The sequence below is a fragment of the Rhodococcus sp. no. 34 genome (assembly GCF_054589475.1).
In genome coordinates this window covers 127976-144694 of the sequence record NZ_BAAILK010000019.1, presented here as the reverse complement: position 1 = coordinate 144694, position 16719 = coordinate 127976, and the positions used below count along the sequence as shown (strand labels likewise).

Genomic DNA, 16719 nt, shown 5'->3' with positions numbered 1-16719 from the left:
GTTGTGGTGGGAGACAGGAATGGGTTCTGATGGCTAAGACGATTGCGACGATCAACCTCAAGGGCGGCGTCGGTAAGACGACGATCACCGCGGGGTTGGCCGAGTTCATGTCGCTCGAATTCGGTCAGCGCGTGCTGTTGATCGACCTCGATGCGCAGATCAATCTGACGACGATGATGATCAGTGAGGATCACTGGCTCGAACTCAACAAGCAAGGGCTGACCAGCGCAACCATTTTCCGTGACGCTGTCGATGGCACGTCGAACTTCGATCTTGAAGCTTCGATTCAGCGCGGAGTTTCTCCGGTCAAGCGAGTGACGGGTGTGGATCTGCTTCCCTCATCTCTCGATTTGATCGAGCTACAGGAGGAGATCAGTGCCCTTCGGGTTGCTGATCGGAACTCCACCAAGCCGGTTGAATTGTTGAGGGATGCCGTCGCCCCGGTGATGCCGTACTACGACTACGTTCTGATCGATTGCCCGCCGAATCTCGGGCCGATCACACTCAACGGATTGGCCATGGCTGACGGCTACGTGATCCCCACGATCCCGGATGTGCTCTCCACGTACGGCATTCCGCAGATCCAGACGCACATCGCGAAGTTCGGCAAAGAACTCGGCCGTGAACTCTTCGAACTCGGGTTGGTGATCACCAAGTACAAGTCCAACTCGGCGGTGCACCGCACGACTGTGCGAAATCTTCGACGCGATCCCAACGTCCCTCACGTATTGCCGGAGTATCTCGCGGAGTCGAATCAGATTGCCGCGTCGGCGGAGTTTCACCCGTACAGCACTTTGAAGGTGAAGTACGGCAATGCAGGTCAGTTCGATCAGATGCGTGCAATTACGCAGAACATTCTCACGGAAGCGCAGGCGAAGCTATGAGTGCGGGTATCGATGAGGCGCGTCGTCGCGTGCAGGTGCAGGAAACCGGTGCAGCGCTCCTCAAGTTGGGAGCAACCAATGCCTCGGCATCGGTGTTGCTGGCCAAACTGGTTCAGGTAGTTGCAGAGGAAGCTGCCCGTACCCCGCGCTTCGCGAAGGCAATCGAAAGCGCTTTCGCAGTTCCGTCGGATGGATCCGCCGTTGTGGTACCTGCTTCTGCGCCGGCGCCGCGCCGTCGTGCGGCGGCTCCGAAGGTGAAGCGGGAGCCCGGCGCTTTCGATCCGTTCGAGGTCTTCAAAGCCGATGGGGAAGAGGTTCTGTTGGAGCGTCTTTCGGCCCTCGATGCCGACGGGATCAAGGACATCATCGCGGAACAGGAAATCGACACGCACAAGGAGACGGGTCGCAAGCGCAAGGTTGATGTGCTTGCAGTCTGGACCGTCGAGCGGGTGAAGGCACTGACCTCGAAGGGCAGTGCGTTCCGGTAGTTGCTCCTCCTCTCAGCGCGCCGTTGTGGTCCTTGGGGCCGCCAGATTGGCGCACTGGTTCGCCGGACTCCTTCATCAGTGGATGGCGATACCACACGAGTGGCTTCGAATGATTCCGCGCGGCGCCGGCTAGTGTGTGAACTTGCGGGTTGGACGCTTACCAAGGAAGGCGCATAGTGGCACCTTCGGTGATCTCCGAGTTTCTTGACCCATCGCCCGCCGCGCTGGAGGCGCAGTGGAAATCGGTACTCGCACGTCAGGAGGTACCGAAGGGAAGCCGACAGGTGCCGTTCGTTCCGAGCGAGGTCGTGTTGTCGCTCTGCGCATCGCTGTTGGTTGACCATCGCCGGTTCGGTAGCTCTTCTGCACATCGAGCGGGAATGCCGGTCCAGCATCTTGCGAGTTTGTTCAAGCGTCCGCCCACGAGCTTTATCGCAAAGATGGCGAACCTGGATGGAACACGTAGTCATGGCGGGCGATATGAGGTCGAAGTCGCGTCGTTGATGCTTTCGGACAGCGTGTTGATGCAGGACGTATACCTTCGAATTCTGCGGTCGGCGCGTTCCCACGGAATTGACGAACATGCGTTGCCAGACTTCCTCGAATTGGAAAACGGCGAAACGTTGTGGTTGGCGGGACAAGAAGAGTTAGTCCAAAGTGAGATCGAGAGATCCTTGGAGCAGTCGCTCGAAAAGTGGTCTAGCGAGCGTAAAGATATCCCCATCGCTACCACTCAGCGGTTGCTGACCTCCAGAGTTCGGATCGGCCAGCATCGGTTCGCCGCTGGGGTACTCAGCAATCACGAGCACCGCTGCGTGTTCTGCGGCCTCAGCGCGAACATCGCTGGCCGACGCCGGCCGCGCCTACTGACTGCAAGTCATATCAAGCCCTGGCGGGACAGCACTGACAAAGAGCGACTCGATCATCGCAACGGTTTCACCGCTTGCCCGACGCATGACATTGCCTTCGATACAGGGCTCATCACCGTCGATGAGGACTTGAACCTCCACTATGCGGCCGGCGTCGAGAGCGATATGGAGATCGAAGGTCCCCTTCGCGCGGCACTCGGAAAGCCGCCGTTGAGAGACCGATTGATCTTGCCGGACAAGGCGGAGCGTCCAGATGTTGTCTATCTGGACTGGCACCGCACACAGATCTACGTCGCATCGTGACGACTCCATGGAGTGCTTGGCGGAGCTGATCGGAGAGCCAGCCTATTTGACTGGGGTAATGCCGAGATCTCCGTCGACGGCGTCTGCTTCATCGCCGCACGCACAGTCACAGTCTCCGTCGCAACCGCCGGGATTGCAGTCGCCGGCGTAGCTGTCGTCATCCGCGTCGCAGTCGAGGGACCCTCCGAAGGATTCAGCAAAATCGTCGTCGAGTTCGTGAGTGAAGTCGTGAACCTCGTCGATCAGGTTCAGCAGATGCTGCGGAGCGAAGGGATCGGCGTCGAGCATCGTGGAGACCAGTAGGTGGTCGCCGCTGAAGGCGAAGCGCAGGCGTGGCCATTCCTGCGCGAGTTCGATCAGTCGAGTCGCAGCGTGCGAGGGATTGCCGAGGCCCGTCAGGACCGAGGACCAGACGTTGATCTGAGGGCCGTCATCCGCAACAGTTACGTAGACGACAAACCCGTGAACCGGCACGACGATGTCGCCATCGTCATCGGTGGCAGGCTCACTGCCCAGTAGTTCGGCGAGGGTCTGGACGCACAGGCGAACCAACTCGTCGCGCTCATCCGTCACCAAGGCAATTGCGCCGTTGATGTGGAGGGGCTGGTCGGCGGTCGTGTCTTGGTCGCTCATGGATCCTCATGTTCTGTGCCAGTCCGAGCAGGCGCTGGGCACTGTTTTCGTACGGTAGCTGTCAGGTCTACGGTAATCGGCGCACACTATTGTCCGCGCAGTGGATGATTAATAATGCCTGCGCAGGTCCGTGTTGATCAGGACTTGACAGCCGACCAGCGACGAGGTGCGAGCCCCGACAAATCGGGCAACCTTGTGGCAGTGAGTATCTCGGCTGTCGGTAGGTAGATCTAGCCTCCATAGATGACAGGTCAGCGAGTTCGGAAAGGTTCACATCTGCGTTTGGTACCTGCATATCAAGCGGCGCAAAGCCCGATGAAGGTCCTTACGCCGAGGCAGATGCGGAATCAGCGTCGACGGCCGGAGGTGGCGAACTTTGTCATGCGGATCGAAATCGACTGCATCACGCCGCCTATTTGGAGACGGTTTTCGGTTCCGTCGAATATCGAACTGGACCAACTTCATTCGATTGTGCAGGCGGTGATGGGGTGGGGAGATCAACACGCTCATCAGTGGGTGAGTGTCCATCATTCAACGGACAATGGCCCAGATCGGTATATCGCGCCAGAGGTGATCGAGCGCGACGGATACCAGGAAGACGAGTTTGGTGAGGACGAAGTCCGGATCGACGAGGCAGTTACCGCGGTAGGGGAGTACGTCCGTTATGAGTACAACGCCCGCGCAAGGTGGAGTCACACGTTGGTTCTCGAGCAGATTGTCGAAGACCAGCCGATTTCTGAGCCATCGTGTCTCGACGGTGCGAGGGCGTGCCCGCCGGAGGATTCTGGCGGTCCGATCGGGTATCGCGAGTTCCTGAACGTGCAGGCGAGTAACGGACTGTTCGATCCCGAACGTTTTGTTCCCGCAGAGTCCAATGCAGCAGTCACCATTGCAGTGGCACTGCATAGGTCACCGCCTGTGGGCAGTTCGCTGTTCGAGAAGTTCTTGCGTCGCCTGTCGGTTCATTCCGCGCCGAAACTGTTTGCCGCAGTTGCCAAATCGGAGCTTCGTGGCGGATATGACAACTATTTCGAGGTGATGCGTGAGGGAGCAACCCGCCAGCTGCTGTGGCTACTGAACTCTGCGCGAGGTGGTGGGATCGTGTTGACGGCGTCCGGGTCACTGCCTGCGGACCTTGGTGCGTCTGCCCGAGACGAACTCGATTGGGACAGTGAGTGGATCGATGTCACGGCAGGGAGTGACTCGCAATTGGTCAGTTTCTATATCCAGAGAGAACGTACGCTGTGCACATGAATTCATCCGGGGGCGTAGTTCGAGCTTTCTTTAACGCCTCCTCCTTCGCGCTGGCTCTCGGCGTACTTGGATTGATCGTCAGTTTCGGTGCGACCTCTCGGTGGGGGTTCCCGGCCTCAGCGCCGGAGCTCTGTCGATCAAGTTTGTATTCAAGCGGCGTGCTCGAAGAAGCAGGGTGGGCGTGGGTCCCATTTCCCGTATCCTCCTGCAAGACATTGGATTTCGATTCAGCCGCGAACTACTTCGCGCTCGGGTGGGGAAACTCCATCACAACCGCAGTTTCGCTCGTAGTGATCGTTGCAGCGCTGAAGGTCAAGGTGAGTCACAGGGCCTGAATCGGGCCAGCCTCAGGTACGGGCTTCGCCAGCCGGGAGAGTGCGCTGCTGATGCAGCAACTTGTGTTGTCGGCGAAACCCTGATCACCTCATACGATCCGAAGCCTGACCGGAAACGGCCGAATTCGGTCAATCAGATTCCACTCGGCTAGGAACCGGCTGTGTATCCACCCGAAGTGCCGATCGTCGACTCGCCTGGCACCGGGGTCTCTCTCGGGCTTCGCCCCAACTTCGAATCCCTCTTGAAGTCCTCGTTCGTCTGGGGAGCGTCGTGGTTCGGCTGCTCGGAAGTCGTCGGATCCGTCGAGGAGGAATCAATCGAGCGGGTACCTAGCGCGATATACAAAAGACCAACTACCATCGCCGCGGCCACACTGACTGCTAATGCAACGGCGATGCGTCGTCCCCAACGAGCCATGAATGATCCTCTCAATGGAGTAGGCCTCAGCACTCGCCAAGTACTCTCGCGCTGCTTTGACTCTATGTGCCCGCGATGTCGCCCAAACCCGGCGCCCAGCTAAATCAATATGTCGATTCCAAGGTCCGACCGCAAACGATCGATTCGTGGGACCTGGACCGAAGCTGTTACGTCAGAAAACAGAATTTCCTCTGTGCGAAATGGATTCACGAGCGACTGACGTTGACGACATAGGCGGTCGAGCCTCAAGCTCAGTCATGCTTCAATCCAAGTGTCTTCGAGTCAGCGCAGTGGCAACCGTGGCCGTTGCCGCGCTTTTCCTACTGGTGGAGGGCGCTATTCGCGGTGACTGGATCCAGATCTTGTGGATCGCGCTGCTCGTCATTGGCTGGATCACGTTGTGGCGCGACAAGGGCAAGTCCACATCTATGCGGAATGGCAATGGATCGCGACTGCGGTTGCTTGGCCAAGTGAGTGCGAGCGTGGCACTAGGCGCGATCGGGGTAGTGCTACTGATCACTCAAGATGCGGTCTTCACCCGTATCGCCGGTGGCTTCCTTATCGCGTCGTCTATCTGCTTTGGAATTGCTCTGTACTACAGGCGGCAAGCGGGAGGACAAATTTTCGGCCCGCCCGTCGGCTAGCCAAATTCTGTTCGAAGGAGGCATGACGTGGCGGCAAGTTCGATTGGAGGGGGCGGACCGCAAACGTTCGTATTCGGCCCACGAATCGACCCGAATCGGCGCGATCGAGCGACCACGCGAAACCGTCGACCGAAACTCATGACCGAAACTAGATCGACCGAAACGGTGGAGGAGACCGTTTTCGGTCGGTTCGATAGCATCACTCTCAACGCAGAACGACGAACACGCCGCCGGCGACCTCCGACATAGGGTCGGCGGCGTCGAAACCGCAGAAACGCGTACAGCCGCAAAACGAGAACCGGGGGAGCGGACCATGACGACACGAGACGAGATTCCGCGTAAACCCACCCGCATCCTGACCGCAGGTGAGATCGAACGGGAAATAGCAGGCATCCGCGCCGGCCTCGAAATGGGTGGCGTCCCCTTCACTGCCGAAGCGGAAGCAGCAGCCCGAGCTGTCCTCAACGGCGAGATCACCGGAGACAAAGCGATCGCCCGCGGACTCGCCGAACTGAACGCCCGCACCGCTCAGTGAGCAGCGACTATTGCTATCCAGGTACGACGGTCCTGCGAAATCGACTCGGATACACCGACCCTCACACGCTCGCGCAGGCCGAAGCCCTCATCGCCGCAACACGAATGGCGGAACTGGCAGCGAACCCGATCGACGGACACTTCGACTTCGCACACCTGCAAGCGATCCACCGGCACCTACTCGGTGACCTGTATGAGTGGGCTGGTGAAATTCGCGCTATCGACACCGCGCCAGGCGATCTCGGCATTTTCCACGACCCGCCCGCCGCCATTCCCGGCGAACTCGATCGAGTCTTCGCCGACATCAACAGCGACGTCTACCTCAACCACCACAGCCACGAAACCTTCGTCCACGACCTCGCCGGACATTGGGGAGATCTCACGAGCGTCCACCCGTTTGTCGACGGAAACTCCCGCACCCAAAGGGTTTTCTTCGACCAACTCGCCCGCGACGTCGGATGGGCGATCGAGTGGCGCGAACTCAGCGTCGACGCCGTCCAAGCGGCCCGCAACTTCGCCTACATCGACGGCGGAACCATCCTCGCCGACGTCCTAAGGCCCGCGATCAAACCCGTCACCGACGTACCCGCGGACTCCACATCACCCCGCGGCGCCACCATGACCTTCCCCGAACACTGGCAGGCCATGATCGAGCACTACGACACCATGCCCGAACAGACCTACACGTGGGCTAGCCAGATCAAACCCGAAGCACCACAACATGACCCACAGCCGACCGAGATCCGACCAACCCCCAAGCCGTTCACTCCGGAGCCAGAACTTGCCGACCTCGACACCACCAAGTTTCACACCCACTGGAGCCCCGAGGTCGACCTCCAGCTCATGAACAGCCACACTATCCCACAACACAGCAGCAGACCAGAAGGACCGAGACTGTGAGCATCATCGGATACGCCCGCGTCTCCACCCTCGAACAAAACCCCGAACTGCAGCAGCACGCCCTCCGACAAGCCGGCGCGATCCGCATCTTCACCGACTACGAATCAGGCTCCACAGCGCAGCGCCCCCAGCTCACCGAATGCCTGAACTACCTCCGCGAGAATGACGGCGACGTCCTCGTCGTCTGGAAACTCGATCGCCTCGGACGATCCGTCCGCCACGTCATCGACACCGTCCACACCCTCGGCGAACGCGGCATCGCATTCCGTTCCCTCACAGAAGGATTCGACACCACCACCGCTGGCGGCGAATTCCTCTTCCACATCATGGCAGCCCTCGCTCAGATGGAACGCCGCATGATCGTCGAGCGCACCCACGCCGGCCTCGAAGCCGCCCGACGCCAAGGCCGACACGGCGGCCGCCCGACCGTCATGACACCCGAACGCACCGAACTCGCCCGTACCCTCCGCGAACAGGGCAAGAGCCTCGACGCCATAGCCGCAACGCTCGGCGTCGGCAGATCCTCGGTCAGCCGCGCACTCCTGACGGGCGCTAAATAGATCGATTGGTGTCGATAACCACGTGAGCAGGGCATAGAGCCGGGCGATGCAGTGCGCGCACGATATCGCCACGCGCACTCGTCACCCAGGCATGGCCGCCACGTGGGCGGCGATTCCTGGGCGCAGCTCTACCGTCGTCCGCTCCTGATGCCGGCTTGGCAGCAACATCTATTAGCGCAGTGTGCAGTGCAGTTGGCGCCGCATCCGTACAGGTGGGGGTTGGTTTCTCTTGGAAACTGATCTAATTCCGTGCCGCCGCTGTCGCCTACCTGTCGTGGCTCGGACTTGTGTCAGCTGCCGTGCAGTGCGGCACGGAGTGCGTCCACGGCGAGGGTCCGTGCAACATTGGCAGCGCGGGTGTTTCGGAGGCTGTCGAGCAACAGGAAATCGTGAACCATTCCGGCCACGCGCACCGATGTCACGTCGACACCTGCCTCGCGGAGCTTATTCGCGTACTGCTCTCCTTCGTCCCGAAGGACATCGGCTTCGTCGGTGATGACCAACGTGGTCGGGAGTCCGGCGAGGTCCTCTAGGGAAGCCTGTAGCGGCGAGGCGTGCACTTCTGCGCGCTTCGCGGGGTCGGAGGTGTAGGCGTCCCAGAACCATTTCATGCCGTCGCGGGTGAGGTAGTAGCCTTCGGCGAACTGCAGGTAGGACGGAGTATCGAAGTCCGCGTTGGTGACTGGGTAGAGCAACACCTGTGCCTTGAGGTCGATGCCTCCACGTTCTTTGTTCATGAGTGCAAAGACCGCAGACATGCATCCGCCGACGGACTCCCCGGTCACCGCGATGCGGGTAGTGTCCAGGCCGTGCTCGGCTCCGTGCTCGAGTATCCACTGCCCAACCGCGTAGTTCTGTTCGACTTGGGTCGGGTACTGGGCTTCGGGCGCGCGGTCGTAGACGGGAAATACTCCGGCAGCGTCGGCGCCTACCGCGAGTTCGCGAAACAGTCGATCGTGTGTCTTGTCGTCTCCGAAAACCCATCCGGCGCCGTGGATGTAGAACACCACCGGCAGTGGTCCGGTAGCGCCTTTCGGTCGAATGATGCGAGTGCGGACCGTTCCCCATTGGCCTGCATCGACGTCCACCCACTCTTCGTCGACGTCGGGTCGTGCGACGCCGTCGCCACTTTGTAGGTCCCGCAGTATCTTTCGTCCTTCTTCGGGTGGCACTTCGTAGATTCGGGGGTGGGGGTCGGTGGCCTCGCACAGCTCCTTCGCTGCCGGTTCGAGGTAGGGAGTGAGCGGTGGTGGTAGTTCGGACATGTCAGCTGGCCTCTCGGGTGGGGGAACGATGGGACGAAGCAGGCGATGGTTGGTCTTTCGAAAACTCGGTCCAGAAGTGCCGGTACATTCGAAGGGAGGGTACCTGGCAGAAGTACGCAAACCCGCTGCATAGCAAGTAGTTTCGTGCTCCAGTTGCATCGGGTAGTAGTCGCTACTTCGACCCCGCACTGCCGACGAGCGATCGACGTTCGGTTGAATGTGTGCACCTCTCACATGACCTAAACATATTGCCTGTCGGGTCGTCAATGGATTGATGTTCGCGCGTGTCGGAGGCGACCGTCATGGCTTCTCCCACCAGGCAACGATGCGTGCGACCACCTGTGAACTTCCCCGGACCCATCTGATGTGATCGTTGCTCGCACCGGGCAAGACGTCGTCGTGCTCGTACTGCCATCGTGTCACCGCGCGTGTGTCGAACAGTTTCTCCGCGAAGATGTCCACCGATCGTGGTGGGGCCATGGCGTCCGATGCGAAACTGATGACGAGAGCGGGCGTCGCGATCGGCCGATCGGCTTTGTACGGTGGGTTGCCTGTGATGACCGTGCGGGCCCATTGCCGCATCAACGTGCGAGCGCCGGGGCCGCCGAAAGCCGGTGTCGGTACGTAGCCGAACAGTGTGGTGAGCAGCGGGACGGCTACTGCGCCCATGAGCAAGACGTGTAGCCCGCAGAATCGGTAGGTTCGATGGTGGGGGAGCGCAGCAGCTACGGTGACCATTGCCTCGACCGCCGGGTGGTTCAGTTGGTGTCCGGCGACGAGTTGACCGCCGAGACTGTGCCCGAGCAACAGGATTGGCTGCTCGGGATGATCCCTCCGCGCGCAGGTAATTGCGTCCTCGATGTCGTCGATTTCGTCCTGGTAGGACCAATCGTGTCTGCGGTCGGCGCGGGGCTCGCCGCGTTCGAATCCTCGTCGTCGAATAGCATGGGCCTCCCACCCGTGCCGTGCGAACTCTGCGACCAGCGGTTCGTAGAAGTGCGACCCTATTGCCATCGCGGGCGCGATCAGGACAAGGGGAGCGCTCGAGCTGTGCAAGCGGTGACGAATCGGAGTGCACAACGGACGAGGTGGGCCTTCGTCTTGTGCTGCGTGGTGGTCGTTTCTCACCGTTGGCAGATCACCAGTGGTATTTCGCGCTGTGTTCGTCGTTGGTAGGCTGCGTAGCCTTTATAGGCAGCAACGACTTTGGGCCACAGTGCGGCTCGTTCTCCTGCGGACGCGGTGCGTGTGTGTACCGCGAAGCGTTCTCCGTCCATGACGAGTTCGGCGTCGGGGTGGGCCTGGAGGTTTTTGTACCAGTCCGGATCGCGGTCGTCGCCGCCTTTCGACGCGACGAGCACGATCCAGTCCTTTTCTCGGACAGGGGTTGTCAGGTAACACGACCGCGGGAGTCCTGACGAGCGTCCGATCGTGTGCAGCTCGACGACCGGCATTCCGAAGGGTTTGGACAGCAGTCGCCCTCCACTGACGGTGAGCACGATTTTGTGCGCACCGTTCATCAGCTTGGCGCCGAGGTCTTTGACGGTGTCGGTGTTCGACATTTCTCATCCCTTCATGAAGGTGGTGAGGGTGATTCTGTGTGTGCGTGCGCGGTGGGTGCCCTGTGAGGGGCCATTCGCTCCAGTCGGTTGAGATCTGTCACGAACTCTGCGGCAGGAGAAGGACTTTTCCCACCGAGTCTTTCGATTCGAGCAACGCCTGCCCCTCGTCTGCATCGGCCAGGGGTAGCTTTGCCGAAATGATCGGTCGAATAAGCCCTTGTTCGATCAACGGCCACTCGTCAGTGGCGACGGCCGCAACGATCTCCGCCTTCGAGCCGGGGCCAGTCAGCGGGCGGTTGCGCACGTTGAGGCCGATGATTCGCGCACGTTTACCGATGAGTGCACCGACGTTCGCCTCACCGGTGAAGCCTCCCTGCATGCCGATGATCACCAGCCGACCTCCGACAGCGAGGGCATCGATGTTGCGGCTGAGGTAGCTCCCACCCATGATGTCGAGGATGACGTCTACCTGGCCCGCCAGTTCGGCTGCGAAGTCCTGATCTCGGTAGTTGAGCACGATGTCGGCACCGAGGTCTCGGCAGCGCTGCGCCTTGGCCTCTGATCCGACGGTGACCGCGACGCGCGCCCCCAGCGCCTTGGCCACCTGAATGGCATGGGTTCCGATTCCGCTGCCGCCGCCGTGGACGAGAAGCAGATCGCCGGCTTGCAGGCCTGCGTCGGTGACGATCGTGGACCAGACGGTGCTCGCCACCTCGGGCAGAGCAGCGGAATCGATCAGAGTCACGCCTGCGGGTACAGGTAGTAACTGAGATGCGGGGACTACTGCGTATTCTGCGTACCCGCCTCCGGCGATCAGGGCACACACTTCGTGGCCCAGTGCCGGACCGTCGACGCCGGGACCAAGGGCGACGACGGTGCCGGAGATTTCGAGACCCATGATGTCGCTGATACCCGGCGGTGGCGGATAGAGTCCCTGCCGCTGCATCACGTCACCGCGGTTGATACCGGCGGCGGCAACGCGAATCAGGACCTCGCCAGGTGCGGGCGTTGGGGTTGGTACTTCCTCTACGGCGAGGTTCTTCTTATCGTCGACGACGATCGCTCGCATGGTGGGGGTGACGGTGCTCATCTTGCCTCTCCTGTGGTGGTGGTCGAAATCGGTTGGCAGGCGGTGTTTGTCAGCGTGCGCCGATGGTTTTCCAGATGCGTAGCGCGGCGTTCACCACGGGTGCCCATGCGTTCCAGGGGATTGCCGCTGGTGGGTAGAAACCGAATCGCGACTGGTGGGCGATGGTTTGGGCTTCGGTGTATTTGAGGATGCCGTCGATACCGTGCCGACGCCCGAGGCCGGAATCGCCCATTCCGCCCATCGGCGAGTCGATGCTGCCCCATGCCGCGGCGAAGGCGTCGTTGATGTTCACGGTCCCCGAACGCAATCGGGCAGCGACTGAGCGGGCGCGGGTGGCGTCGCGACCCCACACGCTGCTGTTGAGTCCGTAGACGGTGTCGTTTGCCCGTGCAACTGCCTCGTCGTCATCGGCGACGGCGTAGATCGAGACGACCGGACCGAACGTCTCGTCCGTGTGCAACGTCATCTCTGGTGTGACGTCGGCGAGGATGGTCGGCTCGTAGAACAGCGGCCCCAGGTCTGGACGTGGCTTCCCTCCGGCCAGAAGGCGTGCGCCCTTCGCGACGGCGTCGTCGACATGAGCCGACACTGTCTTCAGTTGTTTGTCGGTGGTGAGGCTCCCGACGTCGACCCCGTAGTCGTAGGAGGCTCCGATGGTCAAGGCAGAGGTTCGCTGAACGAACTTGGCAACGAACTCGTCGTGTACGGACTCGGCGACATACAGGCGCTCCACCGAGACGCACAATTGTCCTGCCGACGGGAACGCAGCGCGCACGGCCCCTTCGGCTGCCCGATCGAGATCTGCGTCGTCGAGGACGAGCATCGCGTTCTTGCCGCCCAGTTCGAGTGACGCCCCGATCAGCCGCTGGCCGGCGCCGCGGGCGATGTCTCGACCGGTCGCCGTGGATCCGGTGAACATGATGTAGTCCGCGTTCGCCGAGAGTGGGTCCCCGATCGAACTGCCTCGGCCGATCACCATCTGCCATACATCGGCCGGTAGGCCCGCTTGGTACATCAGGTCCATGGCCCACAAGGCGGTCAGCGCGGTCTGGGTGTCGGGCTTCTGCACCACAGCATTTCCGGCCATCAGTGCGGCGATGGCGTCCGTCGCCGCCATCGACAGTGGATAGTTCCATGGCGAGATGATCGCCACCACCCCTTTCGGGTGGTGCAGCTCGGACGTGCGGGTGAGGAAGGGCAGAGCCCCCCGGCGACGTTCGGGTTCAAGAACTTTCGGTCCGGTGCGGCCGTAGTAGCGGGCGGCGATGGCAGCGTCGGCGATCTCGAGGTACGCATCGCGACGAGTCTTGCCGTTCTCAGCCTGCATCAGGTCGAGCCCGGTGTTCTGATTCTTCAGGACCAGATCATGGAAACGCAGTAACACGCTGGCACGCTCCGCTACGGAAGTCGCTGCCCATCTCGCCTGGGCGCGGCGGGCACGAACGAATGCTTCGTCGACGTCAGCCGGGGCCGAGACCGGGAAGTCTGCGAGTGGTGAACCGGTGTACGGGGCAGTGGTGATCGAGCGGGGAGCGTCGGGCGAGGCCGTAACTCGTTCTGTCAGCCGATCGAGTAATCCTGTGGTCAGTGTGGCAGGCAGCGCCGCGCGGGGATCTGTGGAGGTGTCGGTCGTTGTGGTCATGTCGGTGTACTCCTGAGATGTTCGGTCGATACGAGGTGTCAGCGAACCGAGACCGGGACCGGCATGTGCAGAGCGGCCTGAGCCGAGGTGGTGGCATCGAATCTGATCGTGCGGATGGGCCGGAGTGCGCGTAGGTCGTCGGACATCCTGCCCTCGCCGAGAGTCAGATCGAATCCGCGAGGAAACAACGACGTTCCGCTGGCGAGGACGTTGGTTTGGTTGAGGGTCGAGTGCCAGGATCCGTCTCGCTTCGTGTACGAGGTGAGGGTGGAGACGTTCGTGCCCGTTTCGAACGTCTTCTGCTCCGGGGTGGGGGCGGAGAAGGCGATGTCGGCGCCGCCGTCCGCGTTGGCGATGCGGGCCGTGGTGCGTGCGTGGTCGATGCCGACATCGAGATCGGTGACCCACTTGGGGAACCCGTACCCGTCATGGCCGCGCACCTGGGCGATGTCGGTGTTGACCGGAAGTGAGAGCACATAGGAGTGCAGGTGATCGTCACCGAGGGCGGCAACCAGATCGGCAGCGGCCGTGGTAAGTCCGCCGTGGCGCGCCGGGCGAACCGCCACACCCACAGCCGCCTCGGTGTAGAAATCGATGTCGCACACGTCGTAGCGGAACGCCATCACTGACACCAGCCCGAACCCGGGTGCGATTTCCAGCGGCGCCAGCTCCTCTGGGATCCGCTTACGGATCGCCCTGCTCGGGGCCACCATGGTCAAACGCGCGGAGGACATCGCGTAGTAGAAGTTCGGCGTCCTTGTCGTGCCGATCGGCGATTGGACCTGCGTTTTCGGAAGCGTGCGGAAGAAGTCGACACTCGGGACCCGCGGGTCGGCGGCGACCTTGTCGAGCGGCACATCCATCCGGTAGCGGTCGAACAGGCCCTCCTTCGGGATTTCGACGGTCCGGCCGCCCAGATCGACCTTGACGGTTGTCGCTGTGTTCGTCATTTTCATGCTTCCGTTCGTTCTGTCGACCATTCAATGTTTACATTGCTTACATCAGGCTAAAGGTGAATGTAAGCACTGTCAACACTGTCTGGGTTCGCCGCCGAAATGACGGGAAACTGTCCGCATTACCCGATCGAGGGGGTGCGGTGCTGTAACCAGCGGCGATACCGCCGGAGCGCGCGGCGCTGCAGCAGCTGCTCTTTCAATAGTGCGACCACAGGGCTGGCCGTCGGCCGCGTGGACTTGCCTCGCCCTAATCGTCGAAGCTGCTGTCGCACGCGAGCCATGCTCGCCGCCGACGCCATGGCCTTGTCCTTGATGGTCACCGGGGCTAATTCGACGGAGGCTGCGGCATCGAGGCGCCACCGATTCGGCAGATCGGGATCGATCGCCAACGCACTGCCCATGCCGACCAAATCCACACCGCTCGCCAGGACCTGCTCGGCAACAGGTCGCCGAACCACACCGCCGGTCAACATCAACGGCACCGGGCTGGCCTCGGCCAGTTCCTCTGCAAGAGTCAGAAAGTAGGCCTCCCGAGCGAGGGTGCGATCGTCCGGGCCTTGGCCGGTCATGGCCGGTGCTTCGTAGCTCCCTCCGGACAGTTCGACGACGTCGACACCGAGTGGTGTGAGCATGGCGATCACTTGCGCTGCGTCGTCGGAGTCGAATCCTCCGCGCTGGAAATCCGCGGAATTGAGTTTGACGGCAACCGTGAACGTCGGGTCGACAACCCTGCGCACTGTGCGGACGATGTCGAGGAGCAATCGCGCTCGGTTCTCTAGGGTGCCGCCCCATTCGTCGGTGCGCTGATTGACCAACGGAGAGAGAAACTGCGAGAGCAGATAGCCGTGTGCGGCATGGATTTCCACGCCGTCGAAACCAGCTTCCTCTGCGCGACGTGCTGTTGTTGCGAAACGGTTGACGGTGTCGTTGATCTGGAGGGCGGTCATGGCCTGGGGATGCGCAAATCGCTTGCTGTTCTTGCCGAGTTCGACGCGAGTGGCGGACGGAGACCATGCGACACCGGGCATGTCGGCTTGAATCTGCCGACCGGGGTGATTGATCTGCATCCACACTTTCGCACCTCCGCCCTTTGCGGCATCCGCCCATTCGCGGAACGGCCCGATTGGGGATTGTGCGTCGAGAACGACGCCGGCCGGCCCGGTCAGCGCCTCCGCGTGAACCATGACGTTGCCGGTGATGATCGTTCCCACCCCTCCTCGGCTCCAGCGGTGGTACAGCTCGAACAGCTCTTTGCCGGGGAGCTGTCCAGCTGCGGCCATGTTCTCCTCCATGGCTGCCTTGACCATCCGGTTGGGGAGTGTCGCCCCACTGGGAAGAGTGAACGGGGCGAAGACCGGAGAGACTGTGCTGTCAGTCTCCAACTTGTCGGGTGCAGGGTCGGTGAATGGCATCGGCGCTCCTGAATGCGGTATGTTTACATTGCTCACATGAGCGTAGAAAGGAAAGTTAACGGTGTCAACATCAGTCAAGGGTGGCTACCATCACGGTGATCTGAAGGCCTCGCTGCTGGCGTCGGCGATGCGCATGCTCGAGGCAGGTGAGCCGTTTTCGATGCGCGCGATCGCGCGCGAGGTCGGTGTGTCGGCGACTGCGCCGTACCGACATTTCGCTGATCGTGAAGCGCTCGAATCTGCTCTCGCCGCGCAAGGGTTGCGCGATCTGAAGGCGGACCTGACAGACGGCCGCGAGCTACCGTCGACGTCGGCGGATCTTGCCGAATTCGCAGTCGCCTACGTCGAGTTCGCGCTGCGGCGACCGGCGCTCTTCCGGTTGATGTTCGGCAACGAGTGCGACACGGGTAACGACGAGCGCGTGCAAGCGGCTGGAGAGATTCATCTGTTGATGCAGATGGGGATGACGCTTGTCTTTCCGGATGCGGATTCCGAGGCGTTGGCGTCGGCGGCATGGGCATTGGCGCACGGTTTGGCTTGTCTGCATCTCGACGGCAAAATGTCGACGGCCACGGCCGGTGAGGCTGCAGATCGGGTGCGAGCAGCTTTTGCTGCGATTCTGGCGGTACAAGGGTGAGATCCACTGACCAAAGCGATCGAGAGAAGAGTTCGATGACCAAGCGAATCTTGAACGTAGTCACCAACGTCGGCCACTACGACGATCCGTCTCATAAGACCGGGTTGTGGCTGTCCGAGCTCAGTCATGCCTGGCAGGTTTTCGACGACCACGGTTTCGAGCAGACTTTAGTCAGCCCCGAGGGCGGAGCGGTGCCCTTGGAACCGCGATCGCTCAAGTTCCCGAACTACGACAAGAGCGCAAAGGCATGGCGGTCCAACCCTGCTCGGATGGCGCTACTCGACTCCACCGCCAGCCCCGAACAGGTTGACTCCGCTGACTACGATGCGATCT

At 61.3% G+C, this 16719-nt stretch carries 18 protein-coding genes; 10 read left to right on the top strand and 8 right to left on the bottom strand.

Going from position 1 to position 16719, the window contains the following annotated elements; all coding sequences use genetic code 11:
* The first annotated feature begins 29 nt into the window (after positions 1–29).
* The 3 genes from ACYP01_RS05415 (at position 30) to ACYP01_RS05405 (ending at position 2544) form a co-directional block, all read left to right on the top strand.
* On the top strand, positions 30–884 hold the full coding sequence (locus ACYP01_RS05415) for a ParA family protein (protein ID WP_003940667.1): 855 nt from the start codon (positions 30–32) through the stop codon (positions 882–884).
* On the top strand, positions 881–1372 hold the full coding sequence (locus ACYP01_RS05410; protein WP_459678853.1) for a hypothetical protein: 492 nt from the start codon (positions 881–883) through the stop codon (positions 1370–1372). Before ACYP01_RS05415 ends, ACYP01_RS05410 begins: the two co-directional genes overlap by 4 nt.
* 176 nt (positions 1373–1548) lie before the next feature.
* Positions 1549–2544, top strand: coding sequence for an HNH endonuclease (locus tag ACYP01_RS05405; protein ID WP_099698355.1), 996 nt, complete (start codon positions 1549–1551; stop codon positions 2542–2544).
* Positions 2545–2586: 42 nt separating this feature from the next.
* Here ACYP01_RS05405 and ACYP01_RS05400 read toward each other — a convergent pair whose 3' ends face one another.
* A complete protein-coding gene (locus ACYP01_RS05400) occupies positions 2587–3177 on the bottom strand; it encodes a T3SS (YopN, CesT) and YbjN peptide-binding chaperone 1 (RefSeq protein WP_099698356.1) in 591 nt (196 codons plus the stop codon).
* A gap of 243 nt (positions 3178–3420) precedes the next feature.
* Here ACYP01_RS05400 and ACYP01_RS05395 point away from each other — a divergent pair, with 243 nt between their 5' ends.
* The 5 genes from ACYP01_RS05395 to ACYP01_RS05375 all read left to right on the top strand — a co-directional run bounded on the left by ACYP01_RS05395 (position 3421) and on the right by ACYP01_RS05375 (position 7822).
* Complete coding sequence (locus tag ACYP01_RS05395) at positions 3421–4431, top strand: plasmid pRiA4b ORF-3 family protein (protein WP_347570840.1); 1011 nt, start codon at positions 3421–3423, stop codon at positions 4429–4431.
* A 1043-nt stretch (positions 4432–5474) separates the two neighbouring features.
* Positions 5475–5828: a hypothetical protein gene (locus ACYP01_RS05390; protein ID WP_099698358.1), complete on the top strand. Its 354-nt coding sequence runs from the start codon at positions 5475–5477 to the stop codon at positions 5826–5828.
* 313 nt (positions 5829–6141) lie between these two features.
* A complete protein-coding gene (locus ACYP01_RS05385) occupies positions 6142–6363 on the top strand; it encodes a hypothetical protein (protein WP_459678852.1) in 222 nt (73 codons plus the stop codon).
* On the top strand, positions 6360–7262 hold the full coding sequence (locus tag ACYP01_RS05380) for a Fic/DOC family protein (RefSeq protein WP_459678850.1): 903 nt from the start codon (positions 6360–6362) through the stop codon (positions 7260–7262). Before ACYP01_RS05385 ends, ACYP01_RS05380 begins: the two co-directional genes overlap by 4 nt.
* A complete protein-coding gene (locus ACYP01_RS05375) occupies positions 7259–7822 on the top strand; it encodes a recombinase family protein (protein ID WP_459678849.1) in 564 nt (187 codons plus the stop codon). Before ACYP01_RS05380 ends, ACYP01_RS05375 begins: the two co-directional genes overlap by 4 nt.
* Before the next feature lie 290 nt (positions 7823–8112).
* Here the strand turns inward: ACYP01_RS05375 and ACYP01_RS05370 are convergent, their stop codons facing one another.
* From ACYP01_RS05370 to ACYP01_RS05340, 7 genes are all read right to left on the bottom strand, one after another.
* Positions 8113–9087, bottom strand: a complete 975-nt coding sequence (locus tag ACYP01_RS05370) for an alpha/beta hydrolase (RefSeq protein ID WP_063316911.1) — start codon at positions 9085–9087, stop codon at positions 8113–8115.
* A gap of 300 nt (positions 9088–9387) precedes the next feature.
* Positions 9388–10143, bottom strand: a complete 756-nt coding sequence (locus tag ACYP01_RS05365; protein WP_269750113.1) for an alpha/beta fold hydrolase — start codon at positions 10141–10143, stop codon at positions 9388–9390.
* A gap of 68 nt (positions 10144–10211) precedes the next feature.
* Complete coding sequence (locus tag ACYP01_RS05360; protein ID WP_459678848.1) at positions 10212–10649, bottom strand: nitroreductase/quinone reductase family protein; 438 nt, start codon at positions 10647–10649, stop codon at positions 10212–10214.
* 97 nt (positions 10650–10746) lie between these two features.
* A complete protein-coding gene (locus tag ACYP01_RS05355) occupies positions 10747–11718 on the bottom strand; it encodes an NAD(P)H-quinone oxidoreductase (protein WP_081558892.1) in 972 nt (323 codons plus the stop codon).
* Between the two features lie 70 nt (positions 11719–11788).
* Positions 11789–13381, bottom strand: a complete 1593-nt coding sequence (locus ACYP01_RS05350; protein WP_459678846.1) for a succinic semialdehyde dehydrogenase — start codon at positions 13379–13381, stop codon at positions 11789–11791.
* Positions 13382–13419: 38 nt separating this feature from the next.
* Complete coding sequence (locus tag ACYP01_RS05345; protein WP_459678844.1) at positions 13420–14331, bottom strand: acetoacetate decarboxylase family protein; 912 nt, start codon at positions 14329–14331, stop codon at positions 13420–13422.
* A 125-nt stretch (positions 14332–14456) separates the two neighbouring features.
* The gene (locus ACYP01_RS05340; protein WP_459678843.1) at positions 14457–15749 is read right to left on the bottom strand and encodes an NADH:flavin oxidoreductase/NADH oxidase family protein; all 1293 of its coding nucleotides are present in this window, start codon (positions 15747–15749) and stop codon (positions 14457–14459) included.
* Between the two features lie 61 nt (positions 15750–15810).
* Here ACYP01_RS05340 and ACYP01_RS05335 point away from each other — a divergent pair, with 61 nt between their 5' ends.
* A complete protein-coding gene (locus tag ACYP01_RS05335) occupies positions 15811–16386 on the top strand; it encodes a TetR/AcrR family transcriptional regulator (RefSeq protein WP_058039359.1) in 576 nt (191 codons plus the stop codon).
* 35 nt (positions 16387–16421) lie between these two features.
* Positions 16422–16719, top strand: a 298-nt coding sequence (locus tag ACYP01_RS05330; protein WP_459678841.1) for a type 1 glutamine amidotransferase family protein, incomplete at its 3' end; no start/stop codon positions are given.